Annotated in this window: 12 protein-coding genes and 1 pseudogene; 5 read left to right on the top strand and 8 right to left on the bottom strand. The window is 74.0% G+C overall.

Annotated elements, in window-relative coordinates; all coding sequences use genetic code 11:
* Window positions 1-14: 14 nt before the first annotated feature.
* Entirely contained in the window at window positions 15-164 is a 150-nt protein-coding gene (locus BUE29_RS21750) for a DUF2613 family protein (RefSeq protein ID WP_143167930.1), read from the top strand.
* Window positions 165-179: 15 nt separating this feature from the next.
* Here BUE29_RS21750 and BUE29_RS01935 read toward each other — a convergent pair whose 3' ends face one another.
* From BUE29_RS01935 to BUE29_RS01915, 5 genes are read right to left on the bottom strand one after another with little or no spacing between them, the layout of a single operon-like run.
* Window positions 180-1,202 (bottom strand): NAD-dependent epimerase/dehydratase family protein, encoded by a 1,023-nt coding sequence (locus tag BUE29_RS01935; protein WP_073385220.1) that lies wholly within the window; start codon window positions 1,200-1,202, stop codon window positions 180-182.
* The gene (locus BUE29_RS01930; protein WP_073385218.1) at window positions 1,202-1,912 is read right to left on the bottom strand and encodes a class I SAM-dependent methyltransferase; all 711 of its coding nucleotides are present in this window, start codon (window positions 1,910-1,912) and stop codon (window positions 1,202-1,204) included. The genes BUE29_RS01935 and BUE29_RS01930 overlap by 1 nt, the downstream gene beginning before the upstream one ends.
* On the bottom strand, window positions 1,909-2,655 hold the full coding sequence (locus BUE29_RS01925) for a glycosyltransferase family 2 protein (protein WP_073385216.1): 747 nt from the start codon (window positions 2,653-2,655) through the stop codon (window positions 1,909-1,911). The genes BUE29_RS01930 and BUE29_RS01925 overlap by 4 nt, the downstream gene beginning before the upstream one ends.
* Entirely contained in the window at window positions 2,652-3,875 is a 1,224-nt protein-coding gene (locus BUE29_RS01920) for a nucleotide sugar dehydrogenase (protein ID WP_200799996.1), read from the bottom strand. The genes BUE29_RS01925 and BUE29_RS01920 overlap by 4 nt, the downstream gene beginning before the upstream one ends.
* Before the next feature lie 49 nt (window positions 3,876-3,924).
* The gene (locus BUE29_RS01915) at window positions 3,925-5,040 is read right to left on the bottom strand and encodes a glycosyltransferase family 4 protein (protein WP_200799995.1); all 1,116 of its coding nucleotides are present in this window, start codon (window positions 5,038-5,040) and stop codon (window positions 3,925-3,927) included.
* 92 nt (window positions 5,041-5,132) lie between these two features.
* Between BUE29_RS01915 and BUE29_RS23695 the strand changes: the two are divergent.
* Window positions 5,133-8,387, top strand: a pseudogene (locus BUE29_RS23695) (alpha-(1->3)-arabinofuranosyltransferase domain-containing protein); the annotation flags it as partial.
* Between the two features lie 869 nt (window positions 8,388-9,256).
* Here the strand turns inward: BUE29_RS23695 and BUE29_RS22970 are convergent.
* Complete coding sequence (locus tag BUE29_RS22970) at window positions 9,257-10,558, bottom strand: acyltransferase family protein (RefSeq protein ID WP_073385211.1); 1,302 nt, start codon at window positions 10,556-10,558, stop codon at window positions 9,257-9,259.
* The gene (locus BUE29_RS01900; protein ID WP_073385209.1) at window positions 10,555-12,552 is read right to left on the bottom strand and encodes a hypothetical protein; all 1,998 of its coding nucleotides are present in this window, start codon (window positions 12,550-12,552) and stop codon (window positions 10,555-10,557) included. The genes BUE29_RS22970 and BUE29_RS01900 overlap by 4 nt, the downstream gene beginning before the upstream one ends.
* A gap of 135 nt (window positions 12,553-12,687) precedes the next feature.
* On the opposite strand from BUE29_RS01900, the gene BUE29_RS01895 reads away from it, so the two are divergent.
* Window positions 12,688-13,692 carry a cell envelope lipid trafficking protein PgfA gene (locus tag BUE29_RS01895; protein ID WP_159440815.1) on the top strand — a complete coding sequence of 335 codons (1,005 nt, stop codon included), beginning with the start codon at window positions 12,688-12,690 and terminating at the stop codon, window positions 13,690-13,692.
* Here BUE29_RS01895 and BUE29_RS01890 read toward each other — a convergent pair.
* Window positions 13,668-14,492, bottom strand: coding sequence for a class I SAM-dependent methyltransferase (locus BUE29_RS01890; RefSeq protein WP_073385205.1), 825 nt, complete (start codon window positions 14,490-14,492; stop codon window positions 13,668-13,670). The two genes, BUE29_RS01895 and BUE29_RS01890, sit on opposite strands and share 25 nt — an antisense overlap.
* 288 nt (window positions 14,493-14,780) lie before the next feature.
* Between BUE29_RS01890 and BUE29_RS01880 the strand changes: the two genes are divergently transcribed.
* A complete protein-coding gene (locus tag BUE29_RS01880) occupies window positions 14,781-15,284 on the top strand; it encodes a glycine-rich domain-containing protein (RefSeq protein ID WP_073385201.1) in 504 nt (167 codons plus the stop codon).
* A 70-nt stretch (window positions 15,285-15,354) separates the two neighbouring features.
* Window positions 15,355-16,317 (top strand): alpha/beta hydrolase, encoded by a 963-nt coding sequence (locus tag BUE29_RS01875; RefSeq protein WP_073385199.1) that lies wholly within the window; start codon window positions 15,355-15,357, stop codon window positions 16,315-16,317.
* Window positions 16,318-16,433 lie beyond the last annotated feature (116 nt).

Genomic DNA, 16,433 nt, shown 5'->3' with positions numbered 1-16,433 from the left:
GGTGGAGGCTCGGAATGGTCAAGTGGATCTCGGCGGCGGTGGCCGGCATCATCGGTGCCACGCTCGCCGCGTTCGCGGCGTGGGGCGTCGTCTCCTCCAACACCGCGGCACCGAGCCACAACCCCGCCGACGCGGGGCAGATCGTCACCTACGGCGACCGCTGAGCCCGAGGCTCGACCTCACACCAGGCCGGCGGCGATCGCGCCGAGGGTCCACGGCACCACCTCGGCCAGCATGTCCTCCAGCGACGTGCTCGCCTCGAAGCCGAGTACCGACCGGGCCTTCGCCACGTCGGGGACACGACGCTGGACGTCGTGCCGGAACGGCTCGTCGTGGACGACCGACAGCGCGCGGTCGGGGCCGTTGACCATCCGCCAGATCAACGCCGCGAGCTCGAGGACCGTCGTCGAGCGTGCGGTCGAGAGGTTGAAGTCCTCGTTGCGGGCCTGCGGGTGGGTCATCGCCGTGGCGATGCCGCGGGCCAGGTCGGCCCCGTAGGTGTAGTGCCGGACCTGCGAGCCGTCCCCGAGCACGTGGAGCGGGTCCTGCCCCTTGGCCACCTTCTGCACGAGGTCGGGGACGACGTGACTCATCGCCAGCGTGACGTTCCCGCTGGGCAGCTCGACGTCACCGAGCGCCCGCTGCTCGCCGACGCCGACGCAGTTGAACGGCCGCACGATCGTGAAGGGCAGCTCGTACTGGTCCCATGCGGCGCGCGCGAAGTACTCGCACGCCAGCTTCTGGAAGCCGTAGGACGACTGCGGCGGGGGCACCTGCCGCTCGTCGCCCTCGACGGACGGCCAGCGGTCGGCCGACTCGTAGACCATCGACGAGCTCACCACCGTGATCTTCTGCAGCCGGCTGTCGCGTCGGGCGGCGATCGCGGCGTCGAAGGTCGAGGCGGTGATGCGCTCGTTCGCGGCGAGCAGGTCGTAGGCGTAGGTGTGGAAGTAGGAGATGCCGCCGATGAGCGCGGCACCGGCCACGAGGTGGTCACAGCCGTCGAGCAGCTTCACGAGCAGGTCGGTGTCGCGGACGTCGCCCTCGGTGAACTCGTAGGCCGGGTGGTCGTCGTAGGACTTGCGGACGGGGCCGTACTTCGAATAGTTGTCGACGCCGACGACCTGGTGCCCGTCGGCGAGCAGCCGTTGGACGAGGTAGCCGCCGATGAAGCCGGCCGAGCCGGTGACCAGTACCCGCATCAGGGTTCCTCTCGCTCGCCCGGTTCCGGGTCGGGCGTCGTGGGCGTGCTCGCCGTCGTGGTCGCGACGAGGAAGGACTGCGCGCCGAGCACGCGCCACGCCACCGGTACCCGCAGGTACAGCCGGACGAGCGCGGGCGTGGCCGGCAGCCGGCCCTTGGTGGTGTAGGGCAGGAAGCGGGGGATGCAGTGCTGCAGCTCGAACCCGGTCGCGGCCAGGGCCTCGGCGAGCGCCCGGTCGTCGACCGGCGTGACATGGTCGAAGAACTGCCAGTAGTCCCGTGCGCAGAAGCGGATGTTGGGCTGCAGGATCAGCAGCCGGCCGCCCGGGCGCAGCACCCGGCGGAGCTCGACCAGCGTGGCCAGGATGGTGTCGCGGTCGACGTGCTCGAAGAAGTTGCTGACGAAGGCGGTGTCGACCTCGCCGTCGGCGAGCGGGACGGCGTCCGACCGGCCGACGACGGCCTCGACGCCGGGGCCGGCGTGCTCGCGCACGGCGGGGTTGAGATCCAGCGCGATCCGCCGCTCGGCGACGATCGCGTTCGCGAACTCGCAGTGGCCCGCCGCGACGTCGAGGACGGTGTCGGTCGGCGCGACCCACCGCTGGAAGAAGTCGTGGCACAGCACCTGCCACAGCTCGGTGCGGGCCTCCTGCTCGTCGCCGAAGCGATGCCGGTACAGGTCGGTGAGCCGCGCGCCGTCGAGCGTCATCGCTCGCCCAGCTGCTCGTCGTGCGCGCGGATCTCGGCGACGGTGAGTTTCCCGCCGTACGCGAAGCGGTACCAGCGCAGATACTTCGGGACCCAGGCGCCGACCTTGAAGTTGCTGATGCCGACGCTGCGTTCGAGCCAGATGGTCGGGATCTCCGCCACGGGCAACCGGAGCCGTTTCGCCTTCGCGGTGAGCTCGAGGCCGATCTCGAAGCCGTGCCGACTGGAGATGCCGACCTCGCGGACGAAGTTGCGGTCGTAGGCCTTGAAGCTGTTGGTGGCGTCGTGCGTGCCGACGTTGACGAACGCCTGCAGGGAGCGCCCGGCGAGCCGGGACAGCGTCCGCTTGGTCCACGGGCCGCCGACCTGCTGGCCGCCGGGCGCGTAGCGGGACGCGGCCGCGATGACGACGCCGCGCTCCACGAGCCGCGCCAGTTCGTCCACCTGCCGCGGGTCGTCCGAGCCGTCGGCCATCGTCACGACGACGACGTCGGCCGCGGCGTGGTCGAAGCCGTAACGGATCGCGTGTGCCGGGCCGCGACCGTAGTCGCTGATCAACGGTCGCAGCCGCGGCTCGCTCGCGGCATAGTCGAGCAGCACCGGGTAGGTCGAGTCCTCGGCGAAGTCGACGACGACGACGACCTCGCACTCGGACTCGATGGCCTCGAAGAAGCGGTCGAGCACCGGCACGATGCTCTTGCCCTCGTCGTAGGCCGGGATGACCACGGACACGCGGGGGCTCATACGAGGGTTCCTTCGCCGCGCAGACCCCACACGTCGACGATCTCCTTGTCGGTCGCCAGTTCGCGGTACTGCGGGTGCGGCGCCGCGATGATCAGGACGTCGGCACGGGACACGACGTCGTCCAACGGCACGAGGGACGGGTCGGTGCGGACGTAGGGGTCGGTGCACAGCACCTGGGCGGTCCGGAACTGCAACAGCCGGCGCAGCTTGTAGGACAGACTCTCGCGCACGTCGTCGGACTCGGCCTTGAACGCCATGCCGAGGATGCCCACGGTGAGGTCGGCGAGGTCGAGCCGCTGCTCCAGCCGCGACACCACGTACATCGGCAGGCCCTCGTTGACGAGCATCGCGGCGTGGCCGAGCACGAACGAGTTGTCGGCGAACGCGGCCAGCTGCATGGTGTCCTTCAGCAGGCACGGCCCGGCGGCGAAGCCCGCGCTCGGCAGGTCGGCGGCGCGGGGGTAGTCCTGGACGATCGCGGCCCGCACCCGTTCGTAGTCGACGCCGTGGTCGTTGGCCATCACGTAGAACTGGTTGGCCGCGGCGAACTTGAGGTAGCGCCAGGTGTTGGTGAACAGCTTCGCGAGCTCGGCCTCCTCGGGGCTGACGGGGACGATCGTCGCGGTGAGCCGCTCGAACAGCGCGGTCGCGCGCTTGCGGGACCGGTCGGTGCGGGCGCCGACGAGCTGCGGCAGCGTGTACAGCTCGGTCATGGCCCGGCCCTCGGCGATGCGCTCGGGGCAGAAGGCCACGTCGATGTCGAGACCGGCGCGGTCGAGCTGCCGCTCGATGCTGGCGGTGACACCGGGGTAGACGGTGCTGCGCAGCACCAGCAGCTGGCCGTCGTGCAGGTAGGGCAGCGACTGCGCGAGCGCCGCACCGACGGCCGACGGGTCCGGGTTCAGGTGCTCGTCGACCGGCGTGCCGATCACCATCACGACGACACCGGCGTCGGCGACCACACTCGCGTCGGTGGTGGCCCGGAACGTCCCGTCGGCGAGGGCGTCGCGCATCGGCTGCAGGGCGGCCGGTTCGAGGAAGGGGAGCTCGCCGCCGTTCACGGTGCGCACCGCGGCGTCGTCGATGTCGAGCGCCGTCACGGCCAGTCCGGTGCCGGCCAGCGCCACCGACAACGGCAGGCCGACGTGCCCGCAGCCACCCACGACCACCACGTCGGACGGCGTCGCGCGCGGAACGGGCGCGTGGCGGTCCTGCGGCACCGGTGAACCGTACGTCATCGCGCACCGCCGGGGAGGTCGGGCGGGATCGTCATTCGCCCTGCAGCACCCAGCGCTCGAACGCCGCGCAGGACGCCGTCCAGCCGAAGTCCTGTGCGCGCTCCCGCGCGGCCTTGCCCATCGCCAGTCGTGCCTCGGTGTCGGTGAGCAGCCGCGCCGTCTCGGCCGTCAGGGCCGGGCGATCGGCGACGAGCACGCCCGTCTCGCCGTCCACGATCGCCTCGGTCACGCCGCCGGCGTGCGCGTAGGCCAGCGCCGGGACGCCGCGCGCCGCCGCCTCCATGATCACGATGCCCCACCCCTCCTTGACCGACGGCACGAGCAGCAGCCAGGCGGAGTCCAGCAGCGCGTCGCGTTCGCGGTCGGACACGTGGCCGTGGAAGGTCACCAGGTCGTCCACGCCGGCGCGTTCGGCGGCGTCGCGCAGCGGCGCCGACCACCAGCCGTCGCCGACGACGTCGAGCCGCAGGTCGGGGATGGCGTGCCGCAGCGACGCGACCGTCTCGAGCGCGTGCTCGACCTGCTTGTGCGGCACGAGCCGGCCGAGGACGCACACCCGCGGCGTCGCGCTGCGCGCCCGCAGCGCCGACGGGTGGGGCACGTCGATGCCGTTGTGCACGATGCGGATGCGCTCGGGGGCGACGCCGAGTCGACCGAGGTCGGCGCGGCTGGCCTCGGAGACGGTCATGTAGGGCACCCGCCGGTACACGACCGGGGCGACGCGGGACTCGATCCACCACCCGATCGAGCCGCGCAGCCCCGGGAAGATGATCTGCCACTGCTCGCGGTGCACGTGATGGACGAGGGTGCGCAGGCCGCGGCGGCGGACGAGCGGTGTGAAGAACGGGACGCCGTTGGCGACGTCGACGACGACGTCGGTGCGCCGACCGCGACCGAGCAGGTAGGCCAGGCCGTGCAGGTAGACGGTCAACCGGCCGCCGCGGCGCCGGAACCGCACCCCGTCGCGGAGCTCGTCCGCGGGCGCGGCCGCGTGGGCGGCGCAGACCACCGTGACGTCGTGACCGCGCGCCGCCAGCCACCGGGCCATGTGCTCGACGTAGACCTCGGACCCGCCGCCGTCGGGGTGGTCGGTGTCGCGCCACATCAGCAAGCAGATCCGCCGGCGATCGGCGGTCGGAGCAGGCACGGCGGCAACCTCGGGATCGGCACGGTCGACCGGCGTAACGCCGGGTGACGGCAGGGTAACCGACCCACAACGACGCTAGGTACCTTGTCCGGGTGCCACCCGCTGAACCGTCCGCGGCCACCGCGGTGCGGGAGCCGGCCGGTGGTGCGTCGCCCCTCGCGGCGAGCGTTGCGGGGCGCGGGCGCGAGGCCGCCCGGGTGCCCGCCGCCGCGGCCGTCGTCGAGCGGCTGCGGCTCGTCGCCGCGTGTCTCGCGATCACGTTGGCGGTGTTCTCGCAGGACGCCGGCAGCGTCGCGGCCGACACCAAGATGGACCTCGTCGTCGACCCGGCGCGCTTCCTGCACCGGGCCCTCGCGCTGTGGGATCCGGTCGGCTCGGCCGGGCAGCTGCAGGACCAGGCGTACGGCTACCTGTTCCCGATGGGGCCGTTCTTCCTGCTCACGCACACCCTCGGGCTGCCGGCATGGGTGGCGCAACGGTGCTGGGAGACGCTGATCGTCCTGGCCGCGTTCCTCGGCGCGTACCGCGTGGCACGCCGGTTGGCGATCACCTCGTCGTGGGGACGGCTGGCCGCCGCCGCGACCTACACGCTCGCGCCGCGCACGCTGTCGGAGCTGTTCTCGATCTCCGCCGAGCTGCTGCCCGTGGCCGCGGCGCCGTGGGTGCTGCTGCCGCTCATCGACGGCGCGCGGGGTGGGTCACCGCGGCGCGCGGCGGCGCTCTCGGGCGTCGCCCTGCTCTTCGCCGGCGGCATCAACGCCTCCGCCACGCTGGCGGTGCTGCCCGTCCCGGCGCTGTGGTTGCTCACCCGTGCCCGCGGCCCGCGGCGCGCGGCCCTGCTGCGCTGGTGGGCCCTCGCGGTGGTGCTCGCGTGCGCGTGGTGGGCGCTCCCGCTCGTGGTGCTGGGTCGGTACAGCCCGCCCTTCCTCGACTGGATCGAGTCGAGCGCCGTCACCACCAGCCCCGACTCGCTCGTCGCGGTGCTGCGCGGCGTGGACCACTGGCAGGCGTACCTGGGTCCGACGACCTGGCCCGCGGGGTGGGTGCTGGTCGTCGCCCCGGCAGCGACCTTCGCCACCACCGCGGTCGCCGCGCTGGGGCTCGCCGGCCTGGCCCGCCGCAACCTGCGCCACCGACTGTTCCTGTCGTGCTGCCTCGTGCTGGGGCTCGTCGTGCTGTGCGTGGGCCACCGGGGCGCGCTGACGTCGCCGTTCGCCCACCCGGTGCAGACCCTCCTCGACGGCCCGCTGGCGGCGTTCCGCAACATCCACAAGTTCGACCCGGTGCTGCGGTTGCCGCTCGCCCTCGGCGTCGGGGCGCTCGTCGGTCGTTGGCGACCGCTCGCCGGGCTGCGGCGGGGACGGGTCGAGCTGTCGCTGCGCACGGTGCGGTCGCTGGCCGTGGTCGCGGGGTTGGCCGTCGGCGCGGTCGCGGTCGGGCCGGTCTTCGCCGGCGGCATGGTGCAGCAGCCACGCACCGTCGTCGAGCCGTCGTGGTGGAGCTCCGCCGCCGACTGGCTGGCCCAGCACGGCGCGCGGGACCGCGCGCTCGTCGTCCCCGGCACCGGCACGCCCGCGATGCTGTGGGGCAGCACGATCGACGATCCGATGCAGCCGGTGGCGAGCGCACCGTGGACGGCGCGCAACCAGCTGCCGCTCGCCCAGGCCGGATACATCCGGCTGCTCGACGCCGTGGAGCAGCGCCTGGCCCGCGGCGCCGACGATCCCACGCTGGCGGCGCTGCTGGCCCGCAGCGGCATCCGCTGGGTGGTGGTGCGCAACGATCTCGACACCGGCTCGTCGCAGGCGACGCGGCTGTCCTACGTCCACGCCACCCTGGCGACGTCGCCCGGGCTCCGGCAGCGGGCGCACTTCGGGCCCCGCTTCGGCGGCTCGGGCTACCCCGGCCTGCTGACCGACAACGGCGCGGGCGGCGACCGGCCGGCGGTGCAGATCTACGAGGTCGACGGCTACCGCGGCCCGGTCGAGGTGACCCCGGCGTCGGCCGCGATCGCCGCGACGGGATCGGCCGACGCGCTGCCCGGCCTCGTCCGCCGTGGTCTCGCGGCCGACCGTCCGGTGCTGTTCGGCGACGCGGCGGCCGCGGTGCCCGACGCGCCTCTCGTCGCCGACGACGGCGTGCGGCGGCGTGAGATCGTGTTCGGCACGCCCGGCTACCTTGCCGCGACGACGACGGCCGGGCAGCCGTTCGAGCTGTCCCGCGCCGAGCACGACTACCTCCCGACCGGCACGACGGCGCTGTCGACCATGCGTTTCGTCGGCATCGCCGGTGTCGCGGCGTCGTCCTCGGGCGCCGACGTGACCGCGCCGATCAACCGCTCGCCCGCGAACGGCCCGTACGCCGCTCTCGACGACGACCGGACGACCTCGTGGCTCAGTGCCAGCTACCGCGGTGCGGTGGGGCAGTACCTGCAGGTCGACCTCGACGCCGCGAAGGACCTGACCGGCACCCGCCTGGCCTTCACCCGGGGCCTGTCCGAGTACCCGTCGCGGGTGCGGGTCACGACGGACACCGGCAGCGTGGACTCCGACGTCGCGGCGAACGGCACCGAGCAGCCGTTGCTGGTCCCGCGGGGCGTCACCCGCACGCTGCGGATCACCGTGCTCGACATGGCGACGCCGGGTCGTGGCACCGCGGTGGGCATCGCGACGCTGCGGCTGCCGGGCGTCCAGGCGCAGCGCACGCTCGACGTGACGACGCCCCGCGCGCCGGCCGCCCTGGCCTTCGACGTCGCCGCCGGGCAGCGGGCCACCTGCCTGCCGGTGGGCCACGCCGTGGCGTGCGACGCGAACGCGGCCGCCTCGGGGGAGGAGGACCGCGTCCTCGACCGCAGTGTCGTGCTGCCCGCGGCCCGGTCCTACCGCATGGGCGCGACGGTGCGGCTGCGGCCGTCTCGCACGCTCGACGGCATGCTCGACCGGGGCGCGGTGCTGCGAGCGACGGCCTCGTCGCGTCAGACGGCCGACCCGCGTGTCCGGCCGGGGGCCGCCGTCGACGGTGATCCCGGGACGACCTGGACGGCCGGCACGTTGGACGCCACCCCGTCCCTGACCGTGCGGCTGCCCGGGGTCCGCACGGTGCGGTCCGTCCGCATGGTGACCAGCGCTGCCGCGCCGGTGTCGCGGGTGCGGGCCGTCCGCGTCGTCGTCGGCGGGGAGGCGTTCCGGGCGACGGTGGGCGCCGGCGGCACGATCCGGCTGCCCCGCGCGATGCGCACCGACCGGGTCACCATCGAGGTCACCGAGGTCGCCCGCCGCTACGGCATCGATGCCGTCACCCGTGCCGTGCACGCGCTGCCCGTCGGTGTCGGCGAGGTCTCGGTGCCCGGGGCACGCCTGCCGGCGGCGCGGCCGCGCTCGACGGTGAGCACGAGCTGCGGCGGCGGGATCGTTCTGGACGTCGACGGGCGGACGATCCCGCTTCGGGTCACTGCGCCGACCGCGGACGTCCTCGCCGGCGCCGCGGTGACCGCCACGGTCTGCGGTGACGACGAGGTCGCGCTCGACGCCGGCCGGCACCGGCTGCGGCTCACCGGGGGGCAGCTCGCCGACCCGGTGTCGCTGACCGGGGTCACCCCCGCGCTCGCGAGCGCGCTGCCGGGGACAGGCAGCGCCACGGCGACCGGGACCGCCGCGGCGGACACCACCGCGGCGGTGCGGGAATGGGGGCGGACGGATCGCACCGTGCGCGTGGGCGCCGGGCCGCGGTCCTTGCTCGTCGTCCACGAGAACGTGAACGCCGGATGGCAGGCGACACTCGACGGTCACCGGCTCACCGCCACGACGGTGGACGGTTGGCAGCAGGCCTTCGTCCTGCCCGCGCACGCGGCCGGGACGGTGCAGCTGCACTTCGCGCCGCAGCGCTCGTACCTCGTCGGGCTGCTGCTGGGATTCATCGGCGTCCTCGCGCTGCTGGCCCTGGCCGTGCTGCGCCCGCGCCTGCCGTCGCCGCACGCCGCCGTAGGTGAGGGACGGCTGCCGGCCGGCGCCGTGCTGGCGGCACTGGCGGTGGCGGGTCTCGTCCTGCTCGGCGGCCTGGGTGTGGTGGCCGCCGCGGCGGCGGCCACGGTGGCGACGCTGCTGCGCCGGCGGCGCGGAGCGTGGCTGGTCGGGCCGGCACTGCTGACCGTGGCTGGCGTCGCCGTCGCCCTGTTCCCGCCGACGTCCGCCGACTCGGTGTCCGACCAGCCGGTCGTTCAGCTCGGTTGCTGGTGCGCGGTGGTGCTCGCGGTGGTGTCGGCCACGGCGTCCTGGGTGCCGCGCGTCGCCCCGCTGCCGAGCCCGCTCACGCCGCGGCTGCCGGGCGCGCGGTGGGCGCCGAGGCGCAAGAGCGGACGTTCGAGCCCGAACCACGACACCGCCGCCACGGCGGTGGCCGACCCCGCGACGAGGACGAACAGCAGCGGTGCGTGACCGCTGAACGTCCGGTAGCCGAGCCAGCGCTGCATGGCGAGCAGCAGCGGCAGGTGCCAGAGGTAGACGCCGTAGGAGAGGTCGCCGAGCAGCCGCATCGGCGGTGACGCCAGCACGCGGCCGAGCACGCCGCCGTCGCCGAGGACGAGCGGGACGAGCAGCGCGAGCGCCGCCCCGGTGTAGAGCCAGTGCTTGGTCGTCCACTCGAACGCGGTGGGCAGCGCGAGGTTGCGCGGACCGGCGAGCGGCAGCGTCGCCAGCGCGAACAGCAGCCCGCCGACCAGCCAGCACGACCCGGGCGCCGTGGCCGCGTCCCGCACGCCCGTCACCCACCGCGGCAGCCTGACGCCGGACCGCAGCGCCTCGGCCACGACGGCGAGGCCCATGCCGGCGGCGAACCAGTCGAGGTTCGCGGGCAGCCAGATCAGGATGTCCTGCCGGGTCGAGCGGCCCGCGTGCGCGACGACGTCGGTGGCGACGGCCACGAGCACCAGGCCACCGAGCAGCAGCAGCTGCCCGCGCAGGGCGGCCGCCGGCCCGGCGGCCGTGCGACGCCGCGCCAGGCGGGCGAGGTGCGCGAGCAGGGGGAGCGCGGCGTAGAAGGACAGCTCCACCGCCAGCGTCCACATGTGGGTGAGCGACGGGTCGACGTTGTGGCCGTCGTAATCCTGGACGAGCAGCAGGTAGCTGGCGACGTCCGCGCCGTCGGGGCGGCGCGCGGAGAGCAGGAACAGCGTGACGGTGACCGCCACCCAGTACGCCGGGAGGATCCGCAGCGCGCGGCGCAGGTAGAAGCGGCCGACGTTCGGCGCGGCGCCGTCGTGCAGGGCCGCGATGGCGAATGGGCTGTAGAGCAGGTAGCCCGACAGCAGGAAGAACACGGTCACGCCGAAGTCCAGCCGGGCGAGCACCGGTGCGAGCGGACCGCCGCCGAGGGACGCGCCGCTGTTGAAGCCCACGTGCGTGGCGACGACACCGAAGGCGGCGAGCGCCCGCATGCCGTCCAGCGCGCCGACGTGCCGACGGGTCGGGGCGGGGACGGCGCCGTCCACCACCACGGTCGACGTGGTCGAGGTGGCCGTCATCGGCCGGCCGGCCGGAAGGGCGCGCCCACGACGACGTGGCCGAGGCACACGTGGTTCGCCAGGCTCTCGCTGCGGAACACGACCGCGACCGCCGACGGCGCCTCGACACGCAACAGCGTGGCGCCGAGGGTGACCGGCAGCGAGGTGCGGGCACCGGCCAGCGGCGCCACCAGGTGGCCGTCCGCGGTCTGCAGGTAGATGCGCAGCACGGACGGGTCGCGCTGCAGGTACTCGAGTCGCAGGAAGCCGTTCACCAGCCCGGGCAGCGTCGGCACCAGCGGCAGGCGCCAGGTGCCCCGCCCGTGCGCCACGATCGCGCAGAGGTTGGCCGCGGGCTGGGCACCCCGGCTCGCGGGCAGGATGTTGGCCGGGTGCAGGTTCCCGCGCTCGTCGGCGAGCAGCAGGCGGACGTCGGTGCGGTCGAAGTCCACCTCGGTGCCGGTCCAGCCCAGCAGCCGGGAGATGAGCATGGTGGGGCCGAAGACGGCGGGGAGCACCGCGGGCGACACCGACGTGTCGTACAGGTTGGCCGTCGGCCCGGCGGCCCGGACCTCGCGGGTCAGCCGGTCGACGTAGGGGTGGGTCGGGTCCTGCGTCCAGCGGTGCTCGAAGCGGAGTGCCGACACGGCCGCGTTGCCCAGCGTGACCACGAGGAGCGCGGCGGTGACGACGCCGAGCAGCGCGCGGGCGCGGCGCGGACGCAGCGCCGGCCAGGATCGGCGGGGGAACGGCACCCGGATAGCGCGAATCCGCGCAAAACGGGTCGAGGGGGAGCGGGTGGCGTCCTCGACCGGGGCGTCGGCGGGCACGGTGTCGCGTCCGCCGGCCCGCTCGGCGATCGCGGCCGCGCTCGAGGGGAGCAGGGCCAGTGCGGCGCCGAGCGCGAGCGCGAACGTGACGTCGAAGCAGTACCGGATCGTCGTGGCGAGCAGGTTGCCGTAGTCCTGGTAGCGGCCGAGGGCAACCATGCCGGTGCCGACCACGATGGACACGAGGGGCAGCGACCACGCCCACAGCGAGCGGGCCCGGGTGCGCCGCCAGCCGGCGACGAGGAGCGCGGCGAGCAGCACCTGCGCGAGCGCGGACACCCACACCGGGGGAGCGGTGAACGAGACGTACACGCCACGCGACGACGTCCAGGTCCAGGGGCCGCCCAGCATCGCCGGGCCGACCGTGTGCCACCAGGCCGTCCCCACCACGCCGCCGAGCTGGCCGGCGGTGATGCCCCGGGCGCTGCCGCCGTAGTGGTGGGTGACGAAATAGACGACGAACAGCAGCGGCGGGACGGCGGTGAGCAGCCACCCGCGCCAGCGGGCGAGGACGCTCCGGATCCGCGCCCGCGCCGGCCCGCCGGTCAGGTAGCCGAGCGAGAGCAGGGGCAGGAACAGCCCGATGATGGCCGTCTTCTCCCAGAAGCACATGCCCAGCAACAGCGCGAGGCCGGCGTAGGCGGCGTCGCGGAGCCGGCCGGTGACGGTGTGCCGGACGTGGTGGTGCACGGCGAGCACCGCGGCCAGCTGGGCGGGCACCAGACACGCGGCGGTGGTCAGCCAGGTGATGTTGCAGATGATGAGCGGGTTCACCGCGTAGAGCGCGGTCACGACCAGCACGCCCGGCCGCTCACCGCAGAGCAGGACCAGCAGCCGCCACAGCAGGAAGACCGCGAGGCTCTGCAGCACCACCCGGGCCACGACGGTCGAGGTGTGCGCCAGCGGGGAGGTGTGCTCGAGCAGCCAGAACACGAGCCGGTAGCCGGGCACGAGGTGGTCGTTGACCGGCTCGGTCAGGTAGCCCCAGTCGAGCGAGCGGCCGGTCGCGACGTCGAGCGCGCCGAGGTCGTCCTGGTAGAACCAGCCGCGCCCGCACAGGACCGCGACCCACGCCGCCTGCACGGCGAGGACGACCACGAGCCCCACCCGGAGCCGGCGCTCGGGGCGCTGGGTCGGGGCGACGATCGCTGTCGCCCCGGCCGTGCGCTCGGCTGCCTCGACCAACGCCGTCCACCCGTTCTGCGCGGTCCGGCGCCACCCGCCGGATCGCGGTCATGCTACGTGCCGGCGGGGTGAGTCGGCCGTCACATCGTTACTGCTACGGTGCGCTCCACACATCGAAGTCCTGAAGGGGCGAACGTGCGAAAGATCGTGGGGGTCGGGCTCATCGGGCTCGGCGTGTTCGGCATCGTCCTGGCGATCCTGCTGCCGACCGTGGTCGTGCACGCGTCGAGCAAGACGCCGTTGGATCTGAACATCACCCAGGTCTCCAGCGGCAGCGCCAAGCTGCTCGACGCCGCCACCGGCAAGACCAACACCGTGCAGCTGCGGGCCACGCGCCACGTGCGCACCGACTCCCACGCGTCCGACGACGACAACACGACCGTCTTCGAGACGCTGTGCATCGTCGTCGTGCGGGGGGACACGCCCAACTGCCTGCCGGCGAGCGACCCGCGGCTGCTCTCCATCACGACCGACCGCGTGACCGCCGACCGTCGTAGCGGCGAGTCGGTCCACGTCGCGAAGTACAACGAGAACATCAACGGCAAGGCCGCGCGGCACCAGGGGATGAGCTACAAGTTCCCGATCGACACGAAGAAGAAGACCTACCAGTTCTTCCAGCCCGACGTCGGCAAGGCGTTCCCCGCCACCTTCGAGGGGACGGCGAAGGTCCGGGGTCTCGACACCTACAAGTTCGTGAGCCGCACCGGGTCGCAGCCGTACAAGATCCTGGGCACCCTGCCGGGCACCTACGACGACACCCGCACCGTCTACGTCGAGCCGCAGACCGGCACCATCGTCAACGGCACCGAGCGGCAGATCCAGACCCTCGCCAGCGGCGAGGTCGCGCTCGACACCACACTGGCGTTCGAGGACTCCGCCGTGAAGTACCAGACCGACTACGCGCAGTCCAAGATCGACGACCTGCGGCTGGCCAAGCTGTGGGCGCCGCTCGTCGCGGGCATCGTGGGGGTGCTGGCGATCGTCTTCGGCATCCTGCTGCTGCGGCGGGGCCGCAAGGCCGGCCCGGACGGCGAGGGTCACCACCGCGGCGACGCGGGCGGGCCGGACGGCGGACCCGGGTACGGGACGCCCGACCAGTCCGGGCAGCAGCCGTCCTACTCGGGCAGCTCGCACACGTAGATCGCGGTGCCGGGCAGGATCGCGCCGCGCAGCGGCGACCACTGCCCCCACTCCTCGGTGTGGCCCGCCGGCCACTCCGGCTCGACGAGGTCGACCAGTCGCAGCCCGGCGGCGGCGATCTCGCGCACCCGGTCGCCCAGCGTGCGGTGGTGCTCGACGTAGACGGGGGTGCCGTTCGCGGCGTACTCCACGTACGGGGTGCGGTCCCAGTACGGCATGGTGGCGCTGAGCCCGGCCGGCCCCGGGTCGTCGGGAAAGGCCCAGCGGATCGGGTGCGTCGTGGCGAACACCCAGCGGCCACCGGGGCGCAGCACCCGTGCCGCCTCGCGCATGACGGCGCCGGTGTCGGCGGCGAACTGGATCGCGCCGAACGCGGTGAAGACGATGTCGAAGCGCGCGTCGGGGAACGGCAGGTGCTCGGCGTCGGCCTGCACGAGCGGGACGTCGACGCCGGTCGCCGCGTTGCCGGCGCGCGCGTGCCGCAGCATGCCGGCGGAGAGGTCGAAGGCCACCGGCCGGGCGCCCTCGCCACGTAGCCAGCGCGAGCACATCGCCGAGCCGCAGCCGACTTCGAGGACGTCCCGGCCGTGGACGTCGCCGAGCAGGTGGGCGTCCGCCTCGCGCAGCCGCTCGGGGCACCACACGAAGTCCGCGACGCCGAGGAACTCGCCGTGCTCGGCGTGGTAGTCGTCGGCGTCGCGGTCCCACCAGCCGCGGTTGGCCCGGGCAGTCGCGGCGCCGCCGACGTCACCGCGCCCGACGCTCGCGGCGGGGCCGGCCGTGTCAGGAGCTGCCGCCACCGCAGCCCCCGCCGCCGCCGCAGCCGGACCCGCCGCAGCCGGAGTGTCCGCCGCCGCAGCCGGAGTGTCCGCCGCCGCAGCCGGAGTGCCCGCCGTGGTGACCGCCGTCCGAGCTGGAGCTGCCGTCGGAACCGGTGGCGCCGGCGGACCAGATACCCGAACCGCGGCGACGGCGTTTCGGCTCGGCGGCCCCGGCGACCGCAAGCAAGATCAACACGATTCCGATTGCGACGGTGGCGATGGCCCAGGCGGACATGCGAGCACGATAGCGGCCGTTACCGTCTGCGCATGGCTTTCCGGCGCACGAGAACGGTCGACCTCGACCGGGTGACCGCGGCCGTCGCGTCCCTCGAACTTCCCGACGCCGTCTTCCGGACGTGCCCGTGGCAACCCCGGGAGCTCGTCGCCGAGGGGTTGCGGCAGTGGTTGCGGTGCGCCGGGGCGGCCTTGCGCGACGGGACGGTGATCGGCATGCCGTCGCACGCCGTCGACGAGGCGTGGCACGGCCTCATCCTGTGCACCGCCCGGTACGCCGGGTTCTGCGACGCCGCGTACGGCCGGTTCCTGCACCACCACCCCGAGGGCGGTGCCGCGGACGGGCACGCCGCCGGGTCGATGGCCGACCAGCTCGGGCGCACCGTCGTCGCCTGGACCCTGGTGGCGCGGCCGGGGGAGGCCTGCGTGCTGTGGGACCTCGACTCCCGGGTGGGCGTGGCCGAGCCGTGGGGTGTGCCCGCCACCCGCGTCGCCGCCGTCGAGGCCGCGATCGCCGGACGGGACGTCCACTCCTGACCGGGCGCGGCCCGGTGCCCGCCGTCACCCTGTCCGGCGGTCACACGCCGTGACGGGTACTTTCCCGTCCATGGCCATCCCTCTCAAGACCGCCGCGTTCTGGGCCGTGTACCGCGTCGTCGGCGGTTCGGTGATGCAGCAGCCGGCCGACAGCGTGCGCAAGGCGAGCGACCTGCGCAACCGCTCACTGCGCCTTCCGGGCGCCAAGCTGATCATCGGCCGTGCCGACCCGTCGGTCTCGATCTCGCAGGCGACGTACCGGACGGCCGACGGCACCGAGCAGGGCCTGCGGGTGTACCGGCCGGCCGGCATCGCGGCCGGGACCGTCCCGCCCGTCGTCGTCAACTTCCACGGCGGCGGCTGGGTCTCGGGCAGTCCGGAGCAGTCGGAGTGGTGGTGCGCGGGGATCGCCGCGCGTACCGGCGCCGTCGTCGCCTCGGTGACGTACCGGCTCGCGCCCGAGCACCCGTTCCCGACGCCGGTCGAGGACTGCTACGCGGCGACGGCGTGGGTGGCCGAGCACGGCGCGGAGCTCGGGGTCGACACGTCGCGCCTGGCGGTCATGGGCGACAGCGCGGGCGGCAACATGGCCGCCGTCGTCTCGGTCATGGCGCGTGACCGGGGTGGGCCGGCCATCGCGCTGCAGGTGCTGCTCTACCCGTCGGTCGACTTCGTCACCGAGTACCCGTCCAAGACCGAGAACGCGAACGCGCCCGTCCTGTCGGCGCGCGACATGGACAACGTGCCCCGCCTCTACCTGCAGGACGCGGACCCCAAGGTGCCCTACGCCTCGCCGCTCTTCGCCGACCACCACGGCCTGCCGCCGGCGCTGATCCAGACCGCGGAGTTCGACCCGCTGCGCGACCAGGGCCCGGCCTACGCGGCCGCCTTGCGCGAGGCGGGGGTGCCGGTCCGACTGACCAACTACGTCGACGCCGTGCACGGCTACATCTCGCTGCCCAACGTGGTCTACGCGGCGCGGCAGGCGCAGGGTGAGGCCGCGGCGGCGCTGCGGGACGCGTTCACCCGCTGACAGCCCCGGATTTCCGGGGCCGGATTACCCTCGCCGGCAGTCCGCGCGGTAGGGTACTAGGTGGACGAATCTGCGACCTCGTCATGGTGTGGGTCGCTCGCCGACGCACTGGTCGC

The sequence above is a fragment of the Jatrophihabitans endophyticus genome (assembly GCF_900129455.1).
GTDB lineage: Bacteria > Actinomycetota > Actinomycetes > Mycobacteriales > Jatrophihabitantaceae > Jatrophihabitans > Jatrophihabitans endophyticus.
The sequence above is the reverse complement of the archived record's forward strand: the minus strand, read 5'-3'. Positions and strand labels throughout refer to the sequence as shown.